General features: G+C 42.9%; 18 protein-coding genes. 11 read left to right on the top strand and 7 right to left on the bottom strand.

Annotated elements, in window-relative coordinates; genetic code table 11:
• Positions 1-29 precede the first annotated feature (29 nt).
• Positions 30-1,061 carry a FecCD family ABC transporter permease gene (locus B3E00_RS00675; protein WP_293936266.1) on the bottom strand — a complete coding sequence of 344 codons (1,032 nt, stop codon included), beginning with the start codon at positions 1,059-1,061 and terminating at the stop codon, positions 30-32.
• 5 nt (positions 1,062-1,066) lie between these two features.
• Entirely contained in the window at positions 1,067-1,924 is an 858-nt protein-coding gene (locus tag B3E00_RS00670) for a heme/hemin ABC transporter substrate-binding protein (RefSeq protein ID WP_293936264.1), read from the bottom strand.
• Positions 1,925-2,235: 311 nt separating this feature from the next.
• Between B3E00_RS00670 and B3E00_RS00665 the strand changes: the two genes are divergently transcribed.
• The 10 genes from B3E00_RS00665 (at position 2,236) to B3E00_RS00620 (ending at position 13,124) form a co-directional block, all read left to right on the top strand.
• On the top strand, positions 2,236-4,614 hold the full coding sequence (locus B3E00_RS00665) for a TonB-dependent receptor (protein ID WP_293936262.1): 2,379 nt from the start codon (positions 2,236-2,238) through the stop codon (positions 4,612-4,614).
• 47 nt (positions 4,615-4,661) lie between these two features.
• Positions 4,662-5,417, top strand: a complete 756-nt coding sequence (locus B3E00_RS00660; protein ID WP_293936259.1) for an HmuY family protein — start codon at positions 4,662-4,664, stop codon at positions 5,415-5,417.
• A gap of 29 nt (positions 5,418-5,446) precedes the next feature.
• On the top strand, positions 5,447-6,130 hold the full coding sequence (locus B3E00_RS00655) for a hypothetical protein (protein WP_293936257.1): 684 nt from the start codon (positions 5,447-5,449) through the stop codon (positions 6,128-6,130).
• 223 nt (positions 6,131-6,353) lie between these two features.
• The gene (locus B3E00_RS00650) at positions 6,354-7,094 is read left to right on the top strand and encodes an HmuY family protein (RefSeq protein WP_293936255.1); all 741 of its coding nucleotides are present in this window, start codon (positions 6,354-6,356) and stop codon (positions 7,092-7,094) included.
• 39 nt (positions 7,095-7,133) lie between these two features.
• Positions 7,134-8,120 (top strand): hypothetical protein, encoded by a 987-nt coding sequence (locus tag B3E00_RS00645; RefSeq protein ID WP_293936253.1) that lies wholly within the window; start codon positions 7,134-7,136, stop codon positions 8,118-8,120.
• A 67-nt stretch (positions 8,121-8,187) separates the two neighbouring features.
• A complete protein-coding gene (locus B3E00_RS00640) occupies positions 8,188-8,754 on the top strand; it encodes a hypothetical protein (RefSeq protein WP_293936252.1) in 567 nt (188 codons plus the stop codon).
• Between the two features lie 162 nt (positions 8,755-8,916).
• Entirely contained in the window at positions 8,917-9,831 is a 915-nt protein-coding gene (locus tag B3E00_RS00635) for a hypothetical protein (protein WP_293936250.1), read from the top strand.
• Positions 9,832-9,839: 8 nt separating this feature from the next.
• Positions 9,840-10,982 carry a cytochrome-c peroxidase gene (locus B3E00_RS00630; protein WP_293936248.1) on the top strand — a complete coding sequence of 381 codons (1,143 nt, stop codon included), beginning with the start codon at positions 9,840-9,842 and terminating at the stop codon, positions 10,980-10,982.
• Positions 10,983-11,171: 189 nt separating this feature from the next.
• On the top strand, positions 11,172-12,419 hold the full coding sequence (locus tag B3E00_RS00625) for a S41 family peptidase (RefSeq protein WP_293936247.1): 1,248 nt from the start codon (positions 11,172-11,174) through the stop codon (positions 12,417-12,419).
• Positions 12,420-12,560: 141 nt separating this feature from the next.
• Complete coding sequence (locus B3E00_RS00620) at positions 12,561-13,124, top strand: biliverdin-producing heme oxygenase (RefSeq protein ID WP_293936245.1); 564 nt, start codon at positions 12,561-12,563, stop codon at positions 13,122-13,124.
• 446 nt (positions 13,125-13,570) lie between these two features.
• Here B3E00_RS00620 and B3E00_RS00615 read toward each other — a convergent pair whose 3' ends face one another.
• The 5 genes from B3E00_RS00615 to B3E00_RS00595 form a co-directional block, all read right to left on the bottom strand.
• Entirely contained in the window at positions 13,571-14,575 is a 1,005-nt protein-coding gene (locus B3E00_RS00615) for a metallophosphoesterase (RefSeq protein ID WP_293936243.1), read from the bottom strand.
• A 9-nt stretch (positions 14,576-14,584) separates the two neighbouring features.
• Positions 14,585-16,234: a RagB/SusD family nutrient uptake outer membrane protein gene (locus B3E00_RS00610; protein ID WP_293881316.1), complete on the bottom strand. Its 1,650-nt coding sequence runs from the start codon at positions 16,232-16,234 to the stop codon at positions 14,585-14,587.
• A 94-nt stretch (positions 16,235-16,328) separates the two neighbouring features.
• Positions 16,329-19,367: a SusC/RagA family TonB-linked outer membrane protein gene (locus B3E00_RS00605; RefSeq protein WP_293887389.1), complete on the bottom strand. Its 3,039-nt coding sequence runs from the start codon at positions 19,365-19,367 to the stop codon at positions 16,329-16,331.
• A gap of 5 nt (positions 19,368-19,372) precedes the next feature.
• A complete protein-coding gene (locus B3E00_RS00600; protein ID WP_293887387.1) occupies positions 19,373-20,431 on the bottom strand; it encodes a FecR family protein in 1,059 nt (352 codons plus the stop codon).
• 84 nt (positions 20,432-20,515) lie between these two features.
• Complete coding sequence (locus tag B3E00_RS00595; RefSeq protein ID WP_293887386.1) at positions 20,516-21,040, bottom strand: RNA polymerase sigma factor; 525 nt, start codon at positions 21,038-21,040, stop codon at positions 20,516-20,518.
• Between the two features lie 274 nt (positions 21,041-21,314).
• On the opposite strand from B3E00_RS00595, the gene B3E00_RS00590 reads away from it, so the two are divergent.
• Complete coding sequence (locus B3E00_RS00590) at positions 21,315-22,457, top strand: DUF4932 domain-containing protein (RefSeq protein WP_293887385.1); 1,143 nt, start codon at positions 21,315-21,317, stop codon at positions 22,455-22,457.
• Positions 22,458-22,478 lie beyond the last annotated feature (21 nt).

The following is a 22,478-nucleotide window of genomic DNA, read 5'->3' as shown; positions in this document are numbered from 1 at the left end:
CGATTATTTTTTAAGCTTCTGCCAAAAGGCTATTTATCTTTTATTAAAATATACAAGAATACAGGTGTACCCAGTAATGCTGTAATCACGCCGATGGGCAATTCGATGGGTGCCACGGCGACCCGGGCAATCACGTCTGCCAATGTCAACACCAGTGCCCCCAACAGAAGTGAACCCGGAAGGACAAAACGATGATCCGCTCCGCCCATCAGGCGAACAGTATGTGGAACAATCAATCCCACAAAACCAATGATACCCGATACGGCAACAGAAGCTCCCACTGCTAATGTGGAGAGGATGACAACCCATCGTTTGACACGGTCCGTGCGCATCCCCAATAGATCTGCCTGCAGTTCCCCCAATGCAAAAGCATTTAGCGACTTACCAAAAAAGGGCAATATCAATATGGGGATCAAAATAAATGGTGCCAAAGCCGTTAAGTTATTCCAAGTAGCACCGCCCAAACTGCCCAGCATCCAGAAAGTGATGGTACGCAACTGCTGTTCTGTAGACAGATAAGTAATCAAACCTGTTAGCGCCCCCGCAAATGCATTAATAGCAATCCCCGCCAATAACATGGTGGTTACATTGGGGCGCCCGTTCTTGCTTGCAATACGGTAAACGAGAAAGGCTGTTAAACCCGCCCCCACAAACGCACCAAAAGCCAATAAATAATAACCGATCCAGGCAGATAATGAAGTAAAGAGGAAAGTCTCAAAGGCAATGATCAATACCGCAAAAAGAGACGCTCCTGACGAAATCCCAATCAGTCCTGGTTCAGCCAGCGGATTACGGAATATACCTTGGATTGCAGCACCGGATATACCAAGCGCTGCACCTACCAAAAGTCCGAGCAAAAGACGCGGCATACGAATCTCAAAAAGAACATCTCCTTGCATATCAGGCACACTGCTGGCACTCCCCAAGTGCAATTTTTGCATCAACATCGTTAAGATATCAGCGGACGGAATATGATAAGCCCCCATCCCCAAGGCAACGATACTGACAACAACCAATACCAGGCCCAAAGCCAATAGTATAAATTTCTGCTTCTTTTGCACCGGCTTTATTTTGAATCCATTACTTTTCCAAAACCACGGTGTAATGCTAAGATAGCGTCTGGCAGCCGATTACTGAAATTGACCAGCAGCGAGGCATTCATCACCAAGATACGTTCGTTTTTACCTGCATTCGTGATACGCATCCCCGGCAATTTAAGGATAGCATCTTGCCCCCCAAGACTACTTGCGCCAAAATCAAATAGCAACACAATATCTGGATTGGCCTGCACCAGTGCTTCCGTTGTGTAGGGTTTGAAATCCGAAAATTCTTGAACCGCGTTTTTACCACCAGCCAGATTAATCATCGCATCCAGGCTACTACCTTTACCCGCTACACTCATGGTACCCGTACCACGGGCATATAAAAACAATACTTTGGGTGCTGCTTTACCCTGATTTTCCTTCTTTACTAATTCCATGGTATGATCCAAGCTTACTTTCGTGCGGGAAACCAGATTTTTACCGGCAGCAGATTCACCGACGGCATCTGCGACTTCCTGGATGTAACGAAGTGCCCCCGGAACAGAATAGTTTGGTTTAATGGAGACAAACTTCACACCAGCCGCACGGATTTGCTGAATGACCGATTTGGATACATCGCCTTCATTCGCAATAACGATGCTTGGCTTAAAAGATAATAAACCTTCGGCCGATACCGAACGGTTCTTGCTTACCCTCGGCAAGGCCGCCGCTGCTTTGGGCGATATACTTGTCACATCGGTAGCGACCATGTGCTCACCTATTCCCAGTCCATAGATCGTTTCGGTCAACGAACTGTTTAACGTAATGATTCTCTGCTGTGCCCTTGCCCATCCACCGATTTGCATCAAAAAACACAGTATAACAACATAAAATCTACTCATTGTAATTCTTTATCTCCACTATGGCGATAGCGGATCACCAGGAATGGTTTTACCTCTCGCCGTTCAACTTGAGTACAAAACAAATCAATAATCAGTCTAAATACAAATTATATTATTTTTTTTAAAACAGCATACCTCAACATAAAAAGCCTGACAAACCTTTAATAAACAGCAACATATAACTAAATCCAAACTACTTTTCACTCCATAAAAAACGGATTAAATAGAATTTATGACATTTTGCATAGAGAAAAATCCAAAAGGATTACCTTTTTTTGTAACATTATTTAGAATTATTAAAAATAAAAATAGTGTTTAAAAGCAGCTCACCTATTCGAACAAGCACACTGATCGCCCTTTGCGCCTGCCAGATCTACACTGTGCAAGCACAGGAAAAATGGAAAATCTCCGGTGTATTGAAAAACGAATCCAATAAAGGCGTCGCCAATGCGACTATCTATCTTTATCCAGATAAATATGCTTTTAAAACAGATACTGCTGGGAGATTTCAATTCTCCCAGCTCTATGCGGGGCGCTACGAATTACAGGTACAGGCCATGGGTTATCAACAGTACCGTCAAGTTATCGATTTGGATGACAAAAATCAGCAATTGACCATTGTGTTAAAAGCTGAAGAACGGCAGATGGATGTAGTTGATGTGCAGGGTAAAGTGCAGGCTGTCGACAATCTCGTTAAGGCCGAAAATGCCGCCATGCCCGTCAAGGTCATCACCAAGCGCGAGATCGAGCTTATGGGAAGCCGTCGTCTGGATGAAGTTTTAAAAGAACAGACCGGCATCGCCATCGTCAACGATATTGCCGGGGGCTCCAGAGCCGTCGGTGTACAGATCCAGGGATTCAGCAGCAACTACGTGATGGTTCTGGTAGATGGGCAACCTATGCTGGGGCGCAACAGTGGCAACTTTGACCTGTCCCGTATTTCGGTGACCAATATTGAGCGTATCGAGATCATCAAGGGAGCTTCCTCCTGCTTATACGGCAGTGACGCATTAGGTGGTGCAATCAATATCATTACACGCCATGGTGCTATCACACCACAGGCACAGGCATCGTTTCTTTACGGCAGTCTCAATACCGTCGATGCCACTTTGGAAGCTGAGACACCTTTTTCTAATCAGCGCGGCAGCGCAGTGTTTTCAAGCAATTACTACCGCACGGATGGTTTTAATACCGACAAGCAATACCTGGACTCCAAGAGCACCACTTTTCCACCCTATACCAACTATAGTTTCCAGGGGCGACTACGTTATCGTACAAGCAAAAATGGCACTTTGGGCGTTACAGGGCGTTATGCAGCCCGAGAATCTGAAATGATCAATGCATGGTCCGAATCGGCCACACTACAGGATAAACAAAAAGATCAGGACATCAATCTTTCGGCGAGTTACGACCATAATTTCGAGTCGGGACTGCGCAGTATGACGCGTTACTATTTCTCGCGTTTCCACTCCCAGATTGCCGCACAATGGTTGCAACAAGGTATTGTTGCAAGTGCCGAGCAATTTGGTCAGAATGTACACCGCATTGAACAGCAATTTGCGTATAGCCCCGCACAGCAGGTTAAACTTACCGGTGGTATAGGTGGTAGTCTTGAACTGATGGACAACCGGGATCTGGATGCCAAGCGCTCTTTGAACAGCGCATTCGCCTATTTGCAGACCGAATGGAAACCTGTAGACCGCTTATTGACGACGCTGGGTCTACGCTACGATCAGACCAATGTCTACAATGGCCATCTGAGTCCAAGTTTGGGTATACAATACCATGTCAGCCCTAAGCTTTTGATCAAAGGTGGTATCGGAGCAGGATTTAAGGCACCCGACTATAAGATGCGCTATCAGGTCTTTTTCAATCCAGCAGCCAACTATTTGGTCGTCGGTTCAGAGCGCGTAGCCGATGTGATTGCAGCCATGGATCAAGCCGGAGAACTGAGTTATAAAAACAGCTATATGCTCAATTTGGTAGCGGGTAATCTCAAAGCCGAAACCAGCATTTCAAACAATATTGGACTTACCTGGAGTCCGTCCAATAGATTTCAGGCCGATTTCTCGGTCTTCTACCATCGGATCAACAATCAGATCAACACAGTCAGTGTGGGTAACGGGACCAAAGTAGCACAGATCTATAGCTACCGCAACCTGCCCAAAGCCATGAATAAGGGTTTTGAAGTTTCATTGACCTATCAGGCGACCAAAGATCTGCAATTGTCGATGGGCTATCAATACTTGATTGCCAAAGACCTGAGTGTTTTGGATAGTATTGCCAAAGGCAGTTATCCCTACAACCAGATCAACGATCCCGCTACGGGCGAATATCGCCAGAGTAAAAAATCGGATTATTGGGGTATTGAGGACCGTTCGAGACACATGTTCAATGCAAAAGCCCAATATGAATATAAACCCTGGGGCGTCAATGTCAATGCGCGTGTCAATTTCAGAAGTGCTACACCTTTTCAGGAATATAATGGCAACCAGTTTATCGACAAATATGACATCTTTATCCCCTATCACACACTGGTGAATATGACGGTAGAAAAGAGTCTGATGAACCGCAGATTGACACTGCGTCTGATCGGTGACAATCTCTTCAATTTTACAAGCCGCTATTTACTCGGGCAACCTGGGAGGGTTATCATGGGCGGCGTGAGCTACCGTTGGATAAAAGAATAATAAGGACTAATGAACAAGAATTTAGCACACCAAGTACAAGATAAAAGATGAGAACGATTCGCATGATTATTGGAGAGTGTAGCATCTGGCTTTCCTTTCACAAGATTGGCCATTGTATTTTTTCAGCACTATTATTATTGACAATCGTATCCTGTGGGAAAGACAGAGACTATACGATCGGATTAGAAGATGGCAAAAGTACCTTGATCAAAGATCTTGCTGGCGATACCGATGCAGCCATGGGCGAAGGTACTGAAGGAAAAGAGCAAAGACCATTTTTTATATTTCTTTTTCGTTTTAAAGATCAAAAGCAAATATGGGTTAATACCAAAGCCGATTCTGCGCAGTGGCTTAAAACAAAAGATTGGGATATTGCCTTTACAGGTCCTTATAATTCAGAGATCTATGTGAACAACTCCCAGCATGAATACAATCCGGGTTATGGCGGCCAGGCAAATAATACCGCTGTGGTTTTACTGCGACAAGCCTATCAGAGTGTCACTGTAGCCCCTTCGGATGAAGAGTTTAATAAAAGTGAAGTAAACAAAATTGGCTGGGCAGCAACAGATGGTTCGGATGGCTGGTTTCGCTATAGTTTGAGCACCCATATTATGCAGGCGCTCCCCAATCGTACCTATGCGATTCGCTTACCCGATGGCAAATATGCCAAATTACAGCTGATCAATGCCTATAAGGGAAATCCAGCGGCGGTAACCAACCTCAATTGGCCTGCCCCATACTATACATTTAAATATTATGTACAGCAGGATGGCAGCAAAGATTTAAATACAAACACATTATAATAAGTAAAAATTACACAATTAAATTAAAGATGAATAGATTATTTACAACGGCAGCACTATTATGTGCATTGAGTTTAGGTTTTACTTCTTGTAGCAAGGATGATGATAAGGTGGAGCAAGTCGAGCCGGAATACCAAGCTAAGGTTATGGTCAAAGACGGTGAAACTGTTGATTTAACAAAGGTTTCCAAAACCATCAATACACAAGGAACAATCAAGCGTACAGGCAATACCTATTCACTTCGTAACTTCAAACAATTTACAATCGATGAAGATGGAAAAGCAACAACAACTGCTGCGCAAACCTATTATTTTGATTTTAAAGAGAACGATGGACTACAAACGACTGATGCTCCATTGACTCTTATAGCGCAACAACGCGTCATGGATGTGATTGCAAACACCACGAAATCATTTACACTATCCTATATAGATAAGGCTTATGAGACCGTCAATTCAGCTGATCAATTTGTAGCATTGACCGACAACAAAGCTGGAATTGTAATAGGTTCTACTGGTATTGGATGGGCAGGTTATAATACGACTACACACCATGTTATAGCTGTTAAGGACCGTACGTTTATTCTTTCAAAAGATGGAAAGCCATATTTTAAATTTAGAGTCAATAACGTATACTCGGATGAAACGCCTAATAAAGCAATTGCGTCAGATAATTATGTTTTCTACTCCATCGATTACCAAGAATTTAAATAGTATCAGCATAGTAGCTGGTTAAAATTCCAGCTGCTTTTGTTAACCAAAAATCAAAAACCGAAAAAAATATATTAAATACCAATTTTCATACACACTTTATCAGCAATAGATTTTATCTTTACCATTATTTAGAATAAATTTAAATAAAAATAACATACTAACAACCCTACTAAATGTATAGAAAAGGGACAAGGTATCAACTAACACAAAAAAACTAGTAACAATGAAAATAAAGAAACGCAGCAACCTATTAAAATTCATACCGGTATTGGCATTTTTAATTGTGTTGGGGGCCTGTAGCAAAAGCGAGCCCACAGTAGTAGAGCCTGAACCAGATCCTGTTGCACCAGAAGCTATGTTCAACCGCTTGATTACTGTTAAGAATTTTGGCGAATACTTACCTGCTGGAAGTGCACCTACAACAGAGCAGTCACCAATATATTACAGCTTAGAGCAGAACAAAGCTATTACTTCCGACTACGTCGGTACCGTCCGTTGGGATATGTCCTTTTCGGGTTTGTTCCGCAGCTTTATCAACTGCAACAACACAGCAAACGGATTTGGTAAAGGCGGCCCAGGCAAAGGCGGTATCTTGATTGTCGAGAAAAAATTTGAAGATGTCATCGATATCCCTTTAGATGCGGAGTTCCGTAAAGGTGAAAAAGCTTACGGTACTGATAATTCCGGCGATTTTGGTGAAGGCTTGGGCTGGTATCTGTATGATTTTTACGGTACGTTCAAAGGCGGTGGTGCTGAAAACAAAAAACACGTTGCTTATCCAATTGAGGGGCATACAATAATTGTTCGTACGGCACAAGGAAACTATGCCAAGATTAAAATGCAGAGTATCTACAAAGACCTATTGGACCCAAAAGATTGGTTTAAAGATTCACCAACACCATTCTTTACATTCCAATATGTACTTGCTAAAGCTGGTAGTACCAAATTTACAATCACTAACTAAAAAAATAAGTATAGCGCACTTTTTAGACACTAAACTAACATGAAAAGATTATACAGCATTTTAAGCTTCCTTTTTGTAGGATTGCTACTAACCCGCTGCACCAAAACGGAAGAATTAGCCTTACTTCCAGCAGACAAAATACTGGAATACAAAGTCACCAACCTCCCCAATGACGAAGTTATTTATGGAGCCGTAGACAATGAGGCCAATACCATTACGGTATATGTCCCTTACTACTATGGGCTATTGGTGATAGATCCGAGCATTAAACTCTCCAATGGAGCCAGTATAGCCGAAGAAATTTTACCTGTTAAAACAGATGAAAAGAACCAGACGTATACCGTAAAGTCCGCTACAGGTACCACTAGAACTTATAGCTTAAAGATTGAACTACAAAGTACACCATCTTTTGAAGCCGCTTTCGCCTCTACATCGTCCATTTCACTTACAAAAGGGCCCGGCACTGGTTTTCCAGCGATAAATGGAACGTTTATGCATACCAATCCTGCATTGGTAAGTATTGCGCTAATTAATCAAGAAACGAAAAAACGGTATCAAATGGCAACGCCCAATAGCTTAAAAGTATCGGGGATTGGATACCAATTAAGCTATACGGGTACCGAACGGGAAAACCGCATTCCATCCGATATTTTGGCAGGAACTTATGATGTTGAGGTCACCAATCTAAACCACGCCATTATTTTGGCCAATCCGCTCAAGATTACGTATCGCCAACCCGATGTATATATTAGCTTATTGGGACTAAATTTGGCAAAAAATAAAGACTGGACCATTACAGCCAACTTGGACAAAGTGATTTTAGATCCGACAGCTGTTATTATGACACTCAATGGCAAAGATTATCCATTGATTATCAAGTCGCACACGAGAACTGAAATGACAGTTTCATTACCTGCAGATCTTCCGACGGGAACATTTGAAAAGGTACAGGTCAAATTCCAATTTAAAGACTGGGCCGATGTGGTAAAAACGGAGCAAAATCCTAGTACGATAACAGAATCCTAAACAGACATCCACGAGATGCCATGGTGGCATCAAAATTAAATAAATTAAAACAAGAGAAGATCTCAACATGAACTCAAACATCAAAACTATCTTAAAATCAGCGATGGCCGTGACTATGCTATCGGCAGCAGTATGGGCAGCAGCCCCAACAACAGAATCAGCAACAGCTCCTTTGGCTTTAAACCAGGCTAAAGCAAACAGCAACTACACTGTAGTAGGTCAATGGTGGAGTCCTTCGGCAGCGGCAACTTGGCCGGCAGTCTATGTAGACCTTTCAACCGGAGCGCAAAGCCTGAGTAGCTCTGGTCAGGTTGCATTCTTTAGCCATGTGAATGGATCGATCAAAGCAAATTCTGGCTATTCAATCAGAACTATAACAAAAGACATCTCTTCCGTTGCAGCCGGAGATTGGGCTAGTGCTACTCCTGTGACATCACAAGGTAATAACGAATGGTATGAATATGACTTAGATAGCCATGGTAATGTAGCCGTTTCGGATCTTACCGTATTGGTGGGTGATGTAACTGGTGCTAAATATGCAGTCAAACTACTTAACTTCAGCAATGTCAGTCAAAGAAATATTACTGGATTAGAAGTAAAAGCAGATGTGAATATCGAAGTTAAGGCATTATAGTCTTTCCTATTTGATGAATAAAAGATTCCGCAACCTGGTGGATGGGTTGCGAATCTTTTTAGCCTAATTAACATCCGCATAACGATTTTTTTAACCAAAAAAATTATGCAACACTCATTTTTGAAAAAACAAATACATATCCTTCAATTCCTAGCTATTTTTATGCTAGCAATAACATGCTGGTCCTGTAAAACTGAATACCCAAGCCTGCCCTACAATGACATCGAATCTTTTAGTATTCAGGATGCTGACGGCAAAACCTTATCGGCAAGTATTGTAGATGACCAGATTATCCTATATTGGCCTCCATTAGTGAATCAACCCGAAAGCATTACACCGACGATTAAAGTTTCGGATTTAGCGACTATTACGCCGGCTTCGGGTACTGCCATACAGTTGCAATCCGAAAAACCTATTACCTATACCGTACGGGCACAAGATGGTTCCAGCAAAAATTATACATTGGTATTCCAGTACAACCAGCCCCTAGTACAGGCAAAAATGAATCTTCTAGAAGGTAAATATTACCTTAGTCACCCAAAAAATGAGGATTTGGTAGTACGAGGAGAAAATATCCTCCCGGAAGAGAACCAAACCAAGGGCTATCTGGTCGATAAGGATGGAAAAGAGACCTTACTTTCTTTTTCTCAACCTCCAACATCTTTCATTGCACAATTTAATACTCCAGAAGATCTCAAACCAGGCAAATACCACATCAAACTGATCTCCGGACGTTACACGAAACTCACCGATGTTTTTGAGGTATTCTTACCAACATTATACAATGTCATAAAATGGCAGGATTATACTGGCAAAAAGGGCGGCGACCTGGTGCTGAACATAAACAGTAAAGAGACTTATGAACTTTATTTCAAGGCAGATTTTGACCATTTTATAGCGATTGATAACCTCAATAACGAATATACTATCAACAATGTAGTCTTTGATGTTGCGACGATGACGATAAAGCTATCCATTCCCGTATCTGTACAGGGAAACGCAATTAAATCCTTGAAGATGATGGATAAAAACGGAAACTTATTATCAGAAGGCAATTTTAACATCTCTTTAAATTAATTAACACCTTGCCTAAGATATTTTTGACCGCATATTTTCGCAATCGTACAAAACCTTTAATCACAGCATGTTTCGCGGCACTAGCAGTATGCAGTTGCAGCAAGAGCGCTTCTGTCCCAGAAGAGCCTACAGCTCCTACTTTGCCTGAAGAAACCTTACGCCAACAATATAGTAAATCGGTAACGCAATGGCCAGCTGCCACTTGGTACAACAATATCAAGGTACGTGAACTGGCCGCTTTACCCGAAAACCCATCTAAAGATAAGGCCGAGCTTGTAGCACTTGGAAAAGCCTTATTTTTCGACCCCCGCACCGGTAATGGCATGAAGACTTGCGCTTCATGTCATAATCCGGACACCTACTGGATCGACCAAAAAACAACGGCAGATGGTATCGCACTGCATCACCGCAATACACCTTCCATGGAAAATGTCTGGTACCTGGAAGGCAAACTCTTCCACGACGGCCGCGCAATGACTTATCGAGAGCAGATTGCCGAAGCCATCAACTCCCCCATCGAAATGGGCGGAAATACGACTGCTTTACCCGCTAAGCTGCAAGCTATACCAGGCTACCTTCGTTTATATGAGGCGGCTTACTCGAGCCAGACGATGAGCGTCGAAGGATTGCTAGATGCCATAGCAGCGTATTCAAGATCAATTAGCAGTGGTGAAACCGCCTTTGACCGTTTTATCCAAGGAGATTACCAGGCATTAAACGATGCACAGCTCGAAGGCCTCCATCTGTTTCGCACAAAAGGGAAATGCATCAACTGCCATAATGGTGCCTTCTTTACCGATCTCGATTTTCATAACCTGGGCTATGCTGTTACCAGCAAAGGTGCCTTGGACAATGGTCGCTTTGAAGCAACAGGACTGGAAACAGACAAAGGTAAATTTCGCACGCCGGGTCTGCGCAATGTGATCCATACTGCACCCTACCTGCACAATGGCAGTATTTCGAGCTTAGGTGAACTGATTAACCTGCTGAGTCAGGGCATGCCCCAAAAGACAGGACAACAGATCAATGGCACCTTATCGCCGCATATTCAAAATGTCCGATTAAGCAGTAAAGAACAGGAAAATATCTTGGCTTTTTTGGAGAGTTTATCCAGTGTACCAAACAAAACAGAACGACCTGTATTGCCCTAAAATAAAAAATCCCAAAGGGGATACCTTTGGGACATTTTGAGTGCTCCACAGTAGCGGAGGCATCAAAAATTAAATAAATTGGCACAAAATTAGGCTTTTATATTAAATAAAAAAGTATTAAATTTCAGATAATTATCCATTTTGTAGCGAATCAACTACAAGGATGAGGAACAAAATGCGCATCAAATAATGAGTCGAATCCGCAAAATAGTTGGTCTATTAGTTACAATAACTGCTACAACAGCTTGTCAGAACGGCAGTAAAACAACAACTCTGCCCGATAAATTTATTAGTCCAAAAACAGGAACAAAAAAAGAATTGACGCTCGACTCAATCTACCTATATGCCAAACAGCTATACCGCTGGCAGGAATCACTCCCTTCATATACCACATTTGATCCGCGGACGAAATATACACAGATAGACCCCGAACAAACGGCTTATGAGCGGGCACTTTTTGCCCTCAGCCAATACGCTTTACACAAGAAAGATAGACCCTACGAATTGTCGACCATCCCCAATAAACCCAAATATTCATATTTGGAGCGTCGTCGTAACGACAATAAAAGTAGTTGTCATATGGCTAGCATAGAAACACCCTACAGGTATGCTACACACCTTTCCTACTGGTCTGCGGGAAACAAACGGATTGCTTATGTTTATCTCCCCTCTTTTCCCCAGCTCCAGACAGTGAAGGCCGAACTGGATCAGCTTGCAGCCGAACTGGCTCAAAAGCAAGTTACTCATCTCATCCTCGATCTACGTCATAACGGTGGCGGTTATGTGGAAACCGCAGAGTATTTAGCCAACCTCATTAGCCCAGCCAAACTGGATAAAAAAGTTATGTTCAGCGAGCAATTTCATCCGAATGTACAGCAAGGCAAGGCAAAACTACTCCTTAAACAACCTTATCTGGATGCCAATGGCAAAGTGGTCCAATACAAAGGACGCCCTGCCACCCTCGCCGATGTGGATTATAGTGAAAAAGCCAATACGCATTATTTTATCAAAAAGGGACATTTCAATTCTTTGCAGCAGTTATCCTGTATTGTCTCTGAACGTACAGCTTCGGCTAGTGAGCTTTTGATTAGCAGCTTCAAACCCTATCTTCCCCTGCGACTCATCGGTCAGCAGACCTTTGGCAAACCCGTCGGATTTTTTTCCATACGTGTAGGAGCCTTCGATATTTACCTGGCTTCATTTCTCATCCGGAACGCCGATGGTTGGTCGGATTATTTTGATGGGATCCCAGTCGACCTGCCTTTAGCTCCGCTGGAAACCTCCCGCCATCCCGGGGATCCGAAGGAGGCCTGGCTTGCAGCAGCCCTAAAGGACATTACAAAAGACGAAAATCTCACAGCAATTTCATCCGTGACTTATTTTTCGATGCCAGCAAATGAAAATTTGCTACTCAAAACAAATTTCAAATTAAAGTAAGAAACTTATTGCAGCTGGATTTTGTCATACTCTTGTTTAAATTAAAACCATTTTTCATAGATGATAAAGCAGAAAACAGCATAAATTTGTGGAAATAAATACGAATCTTTGTATAGAATCGTTATAAATAAAAATAAGAACATGTTAAGTCAACATATCAAAGAGCAAACGCACGCAGCTCACCAAAACGTAGAAGGAACGATCGTGCGCCAATTGAAAAATATTCGTTCTGAAGCAGATTACGCAGAAGTATTGAAAGGCTTTTATGCATATTTCCGTGCCGTAGAAGATCGCATTGCTCCTTTCGTTACTGCCGAAGTATTGCCAGATTTGGCCGAACGCCGTAATTCATCGTACATCAAAAGCGATATCGAAGCTTTGGGTGGCACTGTAGATAACCTTCCGGAGGCAACTGCTCCAGCAGTAACTAATGTACAGGAAGCACTTGCATCATTATATGTCTTAGAAGGTTCCATCATGGGTGGTCCGTACATCGTGCAGATGCTCAATAAATATGGCGTTACCAAAGGAACTTCTTTCTTTGAAGGTTATGGCGAAAATAGCCGTGACATGTGGGCTGGTTTTACAACAGTATTAAACAAATATTCCGAAGATCCGTCAACTTATGACCGCGCAGTAGAGATTGCTAACCAAACTTTTTATAACTTTGGCGAAGTATTCACTCCTATTGCCAGTGCAAACTAAAACAAGTGCGATAGTGTTTAATTCCTTAAATGGAGCAAAAAGATTACAAATCAAAATGGCTTAAGCGCGCCGGAATTGGAGCATTCCTCTTCTTTCTGGCCAAAGGACTTGTATGGCTCGCTGTGTTCTTTTTCGCAGCTAAGTCCTGCAGCATATCTATTTAACACAAAAATATGAAGCCTTCATCTAACGCTCAAAAAAGGCGTCCGATGAAGGCTTCTTTTTTAACGCAGGCTAGCCTGTGTGTTTTTTATCTCGAACGCTAATGTCTTCATATTGTCTTCGTATTGTGTTCGTACCACCTTCGGAGATGGACAGACTTGCAACCATTATTGACCAGCTTCCGAACAGATAATTCCTGTTCAGGGTCTGGACGATATCTGTTCAGTACCTGTACAATATCTGTATCGCATCCGAATAAGGTACGAAGCAGGTACGAATCTGGGTTATACTTTTGTAACCACCGTCCGATACAGCTCTATACCCTCATGACTGATAACCTGACAAGCAATTTCTCCACTATTGACCGAGAAATAGAAAAACCCGTATTGATCTTTCGCAAAACGGCCATACGGTAAATCTGTTTTCACCGGGGTTACTTCGGATCCTGCTCCCGAGATAAACTGATGAAACTTCTTGCCTTCAACTTTCAAATGCTGCAGGGAATGCTCATGTCCAGAAAGGTATATATCAACTTCCCGCTTTTCAAAAATAGATTCCAGGACCTTTCGCACGGCCAGCGTGTCATAATTCGTTGTACGCGGTCCTGCCGTATACAAGGGATGGTGGCCGATAACAATTTTCCAATGTGCATCCGAATTTTCCAGTAGCTGATCCAGCCAGGCGAGCTGTTTCTCGGGTTGCTGTCCCGCAACATGTGGCCCATACTCGCTGTTACTGTAAAATTCAGGAATCATCGGGTTGGTATCGATAAAAGCCATCAGGACCTTTTCCCCATCCTTGAGCGCAAATGTCTTGCTGTAATAACGCGAAGGCATCTTCCAGCGCCTGCTGATACCGCTATAGCGCACCTGCGCATCGGGATCTGATTTATAATCGTGGTTTCCCAAAATGGGATACCAGTCCCATTGCAGCGAAAATGCGGTATAGATATTTTCAAACGAATAATGCCACAAGGGATCATGCTCACTGACCACGCCGGAGGGGTAAAAATTATCACCGGTAGAAATGATAAAGTCATTGGGGTGCTGATCGGCCCATTGGCCCATCTGTCCTGCTACGGCCAACTGATGGTCAGCACCGTTGCGTCCCCAGTCGCCTACAGCCATAAAATGAAGATCATAAGCATCTTTGGGCTTTAAATGCTGTCGTATATCTTCGCTTTCAAGTTGCGTGGGTTTTGTCAGGCCGAAGCTGCTGAGCGTAATTCCGCCCAGGCCGGCTGTAATCGCCGTGCCCAGGGAATTTTTCATAAAAGTTCTGCGTTTCATCAATAGATTTTAATAACCAGGATTCTGTTGCCAGTGGGTGTTTACGTTTAATACAGTTGTTGGTACGGGAAAAATACGACGGAACTTCTCGCTCATCCCGGCAGGATACAGCGATCGGAATCCCCAGTTATCTTCAAATTTTCCGTAACGGATCAGATCATTTCTACGCCAGGACTCGTCGGCAAACTCCCTTGCACGCTCATCCAATACATCTTGCAGATCTGGGGCTGCCGTGAGTACAGGTGCATTGACATAGGTACGGATCTGATTAACCAGGGATTGTGCAGTCTGACCACTGGTGGCAGCAGCCCCACGGAGTATAGCCTCCGCTTTCATCAACAGGATATCGGCATAGCGAAATACCGGTACATCGTTGCTCTGATTCCGCTGATTGGCTGAGGTAACGGCTACGTCCATATAAAACTTAATGGATCTGTACCCCATCGAGCGCCCCTTTTGGTCATTACCCACATTGAGCGTGGCCGCGCCATCCGAACGCAACGTAATTTCTTTCGTGGTCTCCAGCTGCCAATCAAACTGCGCATCTGCATCTGCAGCATTATAATCCTGATCTATGCCGCGTTTGGAAGTTCTGATCAGAAAAGGACGAGTCTTATCTTCTACATAATTTGACCAATAATATTGCTTACCACCGATATATGAAGCATTCCTTTCGTCGCCTTCCAGATTAAATTTCTCCAAATAGCTTGGTAATACACGAAAAGTTCCCCCAACACTTTGAGGTAGTGTGGCAAACTGATTCTGCGCACTGCGATGTATCCAAAAGCGTGAATAGGTCATACCCTGTTGTTTTTCGCGATCGTAAGGTATGGCGAAAATAAAATCCTTTACCTGATAACCATTATCGGGGCGAAATTTGGCCATAAACTTGTGACTTGTCAGATTAAACTGTCCCGAGGAAATAATCTGATCGCACATCGCAACTACATCATTTAATTTTTCATTTTGTGCACTTGGATTGTAATTGGCTACATCCGCAGCCGTATAAACAGCCCAGTTGAGATACAACTTGGCCAGTAATGCTTCGGCCATATATTTCGTTGCTTTTCCATAGGTTGCTACAGAAACTGTGGTCGGCAGCAAGTCCTTCACCGCAAGCAATTCGGTCTCAATAAAACGGCAAATTTCAGCACGGCTTGAACGTGCAGGAACGGCATCAACAGGCCCTGTGATCAACGGTGCAGCACCAAAATTATCCATCAGTATAAAATAATAATAAGCACGGATGGCACGGGCGGGTGCCGTCAGCTTTTCTTTATCTTCCCCAAATAATTCAATGGCATTATTGGCTAAGGTTATTCCAGTGGAAGCATCGTTCCAGATACTTGGTAAGAGGCCGTTGTCGGCATTCCAATTGTGCACATGAAATTCACGGTATCGGCCGCCATCAAACCAGTCTGTCCCCATGGAAACACTCACGGCCTCATCTGCTGAGAGTGTTTGGGCCATCCAATGATCGCGCCCCATTGCGCCACGGTAAGCTGCATATACATCAGCAAGAATTGCCTCAGCTGCACGTTCCGAATCTGGAAATTCCGTCAGCTGTGATTTTATATCAACATCCAGATCGGTACAAGATCCCAGCGAAAAACTCAATGCTGATAAAGTAAATAAGCGAATAAATAGTGTTGGTTTCATATAAATTATTTCTTGTTCTATAGGCCGTGTGGCATACTCCATTTATGTCAACAGGATTGTTTCGATAAGAAGTTTTCCATCCCACAGCGCTGTCTTATAAATTAAAATTAAGGCCAAACATAAACGTACGTGTGCGTGGGTAGGTCTGGCGGTTATCGATTCCCGGTGTCAAGCCTCCCAAGCCCACCTCGGGATCAATTCCTTTATACTTCGTCAGTACAAACACGTTATTCATCGTTGCATATACCCTTAGATTTTTAATCGGTATATTTTTCATCGGTATCGTATAGGCCAACGTAACATAAGCCAAACGCAGGTAGCTTCCATTTTCCAGGTAACGATCGGATAGGTAATGCGCATTGATATCCGTCATGCGCTCGGTTTCCACGACACTCGCAAGCACGTTTTTCTGTCCTGCGTTACCGACAACGTTGGAATTACGCGCTCGGGTAGCATTCATAATTTTCTGTCCAAAAGCACCTTGAAACATTCCGTTTAAAGAAAAATTCTTATACGAAAAACTATTGTTCCAACCCAATGTCAACTTGGGTTGTGGACTTCCCGTCACAGCCTGATCTTTCTTCTGTGGTGTGGTGGTCGTTTCGCCGGTACGTTCTCCAGTCTTCTCATCATGAACATAAAATACCGACACGCCTTCATCGTTGTAGCCTGCCCATTCCCAGGTATAAAACTGACCGATAGGCGCTCCTGGTGTCAGCCTCTGCTGAAAAACATTGGTCTGTCCAGCCCCACCTAGATCCGACAATTCGATATAATCCTGGGTAAACTGCTCGTTAGCAATGCTCACCACCTTATTGGTATTGTGCGATAGCACCAAGCCGGTATTCCATTTGAAATGTTCTTTATCGATCGCCTTTGCATTTAAAGTAAGCTCGATCCCGCGGTTTTCAATTTCCCCGACGTTGGCCGTCAATGTCGGATAGATATATTTCGATTTGCTTACCTGATAATCATAAATCAGGTCACTTGTTTTCTTTTTATAGACCTCCAAAGATCCTGTCAGGCGATTTTTCAGCAACCCGAAATCCAAGCCTAGATTAATCATGCTGGTGGTTTCCCATTTGAGGTTCGGGTTACTATTGCGAAGCACCATCAAAGTGCGCAATGGGCTTACCTGACCATCGGCACTGACATAATCGAAAAACTTGGATGAGGCACCGCGAACAGACTGCGCAGTAAAAGCATCAAAACCCAGCGAGTTGCCGCTCACACCATAACCCGCACGTAACTTCAAATCATCAAAAATTCCGCTTTCACGGATGAATGATTCCTCCGACAGGCGCCATGCTGCAGACACCGAAGGGAATGTCGCCCAACGATTGTTGGACCCAAAAGCCGAAGATCCATCACGTCTTACGGTCGCCTGTAGCAGATATTTACTGTTATAAGCATAATTCACCCGGCCATAAACAGATATCATACGCAAGGTGGAAAGATAATAGTTCCCAAAGCCCAACAAATCAACTACATTCGCCATCCCAGGGTTATAGTAACTTAAATCATCGTTATAATAATCGGAGGTCGTCAATTGAAAGCCATCGTTATTGTTGTTCTCCTCCCATGAATAACCGGCCAGTGCAGCTACTTTGTGCTTTCCGGCAAATGTCTTTTCATAGCTCAGGTTCATTTCCATCACTTTCCGTTCATCTTCTACTGCGGCACGGATAGATTTGCCATTTTGGCCACGTGCAGCCATTGAAGACATCGCGTAGTATTGCGCGTTGTTGAACTGCCTATTTTGCATCGAAAGATCAATATTATAGGTCAGCCCGGGCAAGATCTCATAGCCCAGTTTGGCATGTGCCTGAAGGACCTTTGTTTTAGAAAAATTTGTATTCTCCTCAATTAAGGAAAGTGGATTGGCATATTGCGAACGGTCGGGTTTTTCAAACCAGGAGCCATCGGCATTTCGGATCGGCGATACAGGCAGGTAATAATACATTGCATCATATACACTGAGTCCCTGATCCAAAGCGAGTACATCATTCTGCTTGGTGATACTTGCGTTGATATTGAAAGACGCCGTCAACCGGTCATTAAGTGCCTTGGTCTGCAAAAATGCTCGAGCAATCTGACGCCCCATATCTGTCCCTTTGATAACCCCATTGTTTTTGATGGTATTGAGACTAATGCTATACTGTGTTTTTTCTGCACCGCCAAGAATGGATATATTATGGTTGTTCGATACCCCTGTCCGCTCCACCGTTCTTTGCCAATCGGTATCTGCCCCCAGGTCGTCCGTTGGTTCCATCGAAAACCCATTATCATTGACATAGGACCTATATTGCGCAGCATTCATCATCTCATAATGCTTAGCCACCTTATCGATCGCCAGATAACCGTTGTAATTGATGTTGGTCTGCCCTGATTTCCCGCGCTTAGTTGTGACAATAATAACGCCATTGGCCGCTTTTGAGCCATAAATTGCGGTCGCTGAGGCATCGCGCAGCACGTCGATCGAGGCAATATCATCTGGCGCCACCAAGGCCAGCGATGCGCCCGGGACACCATCGATTACATAATAAGGTTCCATCGCTTCACCGCTGCGTAAGGTTGAAGCACCTCTTAGGCTAATAGAAGGCGTGGCATTGGGGTTACTGTTATTTGTCGAAATGGTTAGCCCCGCAACTTTACCCTGCAGCATCTGTGCTGGTGAGGTAAATACACCAACATTCGCATCTTCCGCTTTAACACTGGTGATCGAGCTTGTCAGATCTTTTCTGGACACACGACCATAACCAATCACAACTTCATCCAATTTAACCAAGCCTCGCTGAAGCTTTACATTCAGGGACAACGGTTTTCTCGCTTCAATGACATAACCCGAAAGCGTATCGGACTGAAATCCGACAGCCGAAAACACAAATTGATAACCAACATGTTCCACTAAATTCTGAAAATGGAATAGTCCCTGGCTATTCGTACTGGTGATCACACTAGAGCCTCCATTGACCTGAATAGCTTTTACGCTGACACCAGGGAGGAACTCGCCCTTTTCATTTTGAACAGCGCCTTTCACCTGTTGCTGCTGTGCATGAAGTTGGGTAAGTCCAGCTGTAAGCAATGCAAAAATAAGCAGATTCCTTTTTTGCGGATTTGTTTTTCTGAGCATATTTGTTAATTGTTTAGATGTTCGGTAATCGTATTTTCCTGCTTGTAAAGCGTGTAGCTGCCGTCCGCATTGGCGACAAAGCGCAATTCATTGATTAGACAGATGGTTGTCAAGATATCTTTCAAGGAATTTTGCTGTACATCAATCTCACCAGTATAGTGAATAGCCGCTATACTCTTGTCCCCCAAATGAATCTGCTTCTTGAATGCTGTTTCTAAACCCAATATCAAAGCGGACATTGGCGTGTTTTTAAGATTTAATAAATCAGGTACAGCGAAGTCTGGTACTTTTATTGGTTTTTCTTTATGCACGGCGTCCAATCGGGTTGTTCCGCCTTTATAAACGGTCAGATTTTGACCTGGGCCATCCAGAAACACGTTTTTGAAATGATCGCTCAGGGACGAAACAAGCACCTTACCGGTATGCAGTGCAACAGTCACAGTTTGATGTTTTAATTTGGTATTAATCGTAAAGGATGTACCGAGCGCCGTCGTTTTAGTACCATTGGCAAGTACTGAAAATGGACGTTTTGGATCTGAAGCCACATCAAAGTATGCTTTACCCACAAGTTCAATGTCGCGGGCATTGTCAGCAAAATCTTTCACATAGCGAATTTGACTTTGTGCGAATAAACGCACATGAGATCCATCAGGTAGATCTAGAACTATACTCTGGAGATTTCTATTTTCTTTCGAAATCCACGCCATATCTGTAGCTTCTACAACCGGATTAGCTGCAGACAGCTGTTCAAAAGGCTGCGGAACTGAATCTTGCGTCCACCATGTGACAAAATGGAAGGGAAAGAAAACGATAATTGCCGCCGCAGCACTGTATCGAAGCATCTTGATCAACCGATACCGCCGTAAAACCTTGCGACCCTGTGCATCTTCCTCGTCTTGAATGGCATCTTGAATCTGCGATTTCATCGCATCTGTGGGTACAACGTCCTCCATCGCTGTACTATCAAATTGCCCCCATTCCTCGTCCTTGAAAATTTCGTCTACCACGAAGGGCATTTTCCAGATCTGCTTTTTAATCTGATGCTGCTTTTCGTCATGCTTCATACTACTATTACGCAGGTCGGCACGACATCCCTTAGTGCTTAACAATTATTTAATATAGGAAAGCGACATTTAAAGTTGCCGAACCTAGAGCATGATGGAATAAAGATGTTGTTTGAGCTGAAGAAGTGCTTTACTGATATGCTGTTCCACCGTCTTTGTGGAAATAGAAAATTGGGCCGCAATCTCTTTATGGGAAAGACCTTCCTTACGGCTCATTTCAAAAACTTTACGACGCATTTTGGGCATGTTCTGAATATCCTTTTCCATCATACGCAAAAGTTCTTTGTTTTCTATCGCACGGATCAAACTGTCTGTAAAAGGAGTTGCAGCGGCCTGTCCCTCATATTTAAACCTTGTTGCCTCTTTACGCAATAAGTCGATCATCACCTGCCGCGCCATCCCAAATAACTGTACCAAGATACTAAGCTGATCGTCAAGTCGCTCTCTTTGGTTCCAGAGTTTAATAAAGGTCAGCTGTGTGACCTCCTGTGCGATATAGTCCGATTGCGTACGCTTGAGTACAAAACCGAAGATCTGTCGATGGTACTTATCGTATACGATATTAAAACTTTTCTGATTGGAAGATTTGATTGGCTGAACATGTTCCATTGCGATGTCAAAATTAAAAGCACAAGATTTCTTCAATATTAAGTTAAAATCAATATTAAATTAAAAAAACCAGATACACAAGCACTCCACATCGCGCAATTCATTCTTACTTGAACAAATTTTATTTAAAAGACAGCAGAAATCTCCCTATAATTGCATGGTGGAATATTTCATATAATAATGAGAATCCATAATTGTTTACAACTCCGCCGGGCATATAAAGGCTGAAGCATGGAAGGTATACCGTCAATAATCGTGTAAAAGCAACAATACAATGAAAAGAAATCTAATTTTAGTTTTAACAAGTTTTATCTTAACCTGGAATCTGGCCCTATGTCAACAACGCGAGGTGGATTTTAGCAATGCCTATATTGCGCATAACGATGGCAAGACAACTGTGGAAATCAATGAAGCACAGGAACTCGTTTATATTATCTTTTCAATAACGGACTTTGGAAAAGAAAATCCAAACATGACCAAACAGAATACCGAATATTTTGAAGAGGTCAAATCACATTTTACGGCATTTTCGGATCTACCTATAGTGAAGAAATTTGACCAACAACTGCGAGAGAATTTAACGAATTATTTTCTTTTAGCAGCAAATGTTTATGGCTTCAAGTTCAAAGACGATGAACTAATACCGACGAACATCTATATTTTTCCGGCAAAAGGAGTTGGAAATTACCAGATCAAATCAAACCCCATTCCGGCTTATAAAAAAGAACTGGAAGAGTTTATTAGAAAATCTGGATACCGGGCATTTTATAAACAGCATAAACCCTACTACGATAGTCTTCGCGCCGCCTATGAAGAATATGCTTCCATTGCCGAACAGAAAGAATGGTTAGAAAAAAGATTCAATTACAAAATCAACAGTTATCGTATATTGACATCGCCCCTCATTGCCGGGATGAATGCAACACACACCTTCAAATATAAAGGATTCAAAGAAATATTACTTTTTCTGCCCACGCTTCGTGAAGACGAATCTTGGAGTCCCAAATTTAAGAAAGCAATAAATACCCGGATCATTTTCACAGAAATAGACCATAACTACGTCGGACCTCTGAGTGAAAAAAATAAAAAACAGATTGATACCATATTTAACAACCGGGAATTCTGGATAGATGCATCGAATAAAAGTACAGTCCATTACCCAAGTCCGGTCAAAGTGTTCGACGAATACCTAACTTGGGGACTATTCATTTTGTATTGTTATGACAAATTTGGCGAAGATTATGATCTATTTGGACAGATTGTCGAAAACGTCAATGATATGATGGTGAACAAAAAAGGATTTCCTAAAGCAGATGAATTTAACGCCGAATTGTTTAGCCGCTATAAAGACAATAAAAACAAAGATATGGAATCTTTATACAAGCCCCTATTAGAATGGTGTTCAAGACAAAATTAGTCCCATTCCGACAATATTTAG

The organism is Sphingobacterium sp. UBA5996, assembly GCF_002429765.1.
In the GTDB taxonomy this organism is placed as follows: domain Bacteria; phylum Bacteroidota; class Bacteroidia; order Sphingobacteriales; family Sphingobacteriaceae; genus Sphingobacterium.
The sequence above is the reverse complement of the archived record's forward strand: the minus strand, read 5'-3'. Positions and strand labels throughout refer to the sequence as shown.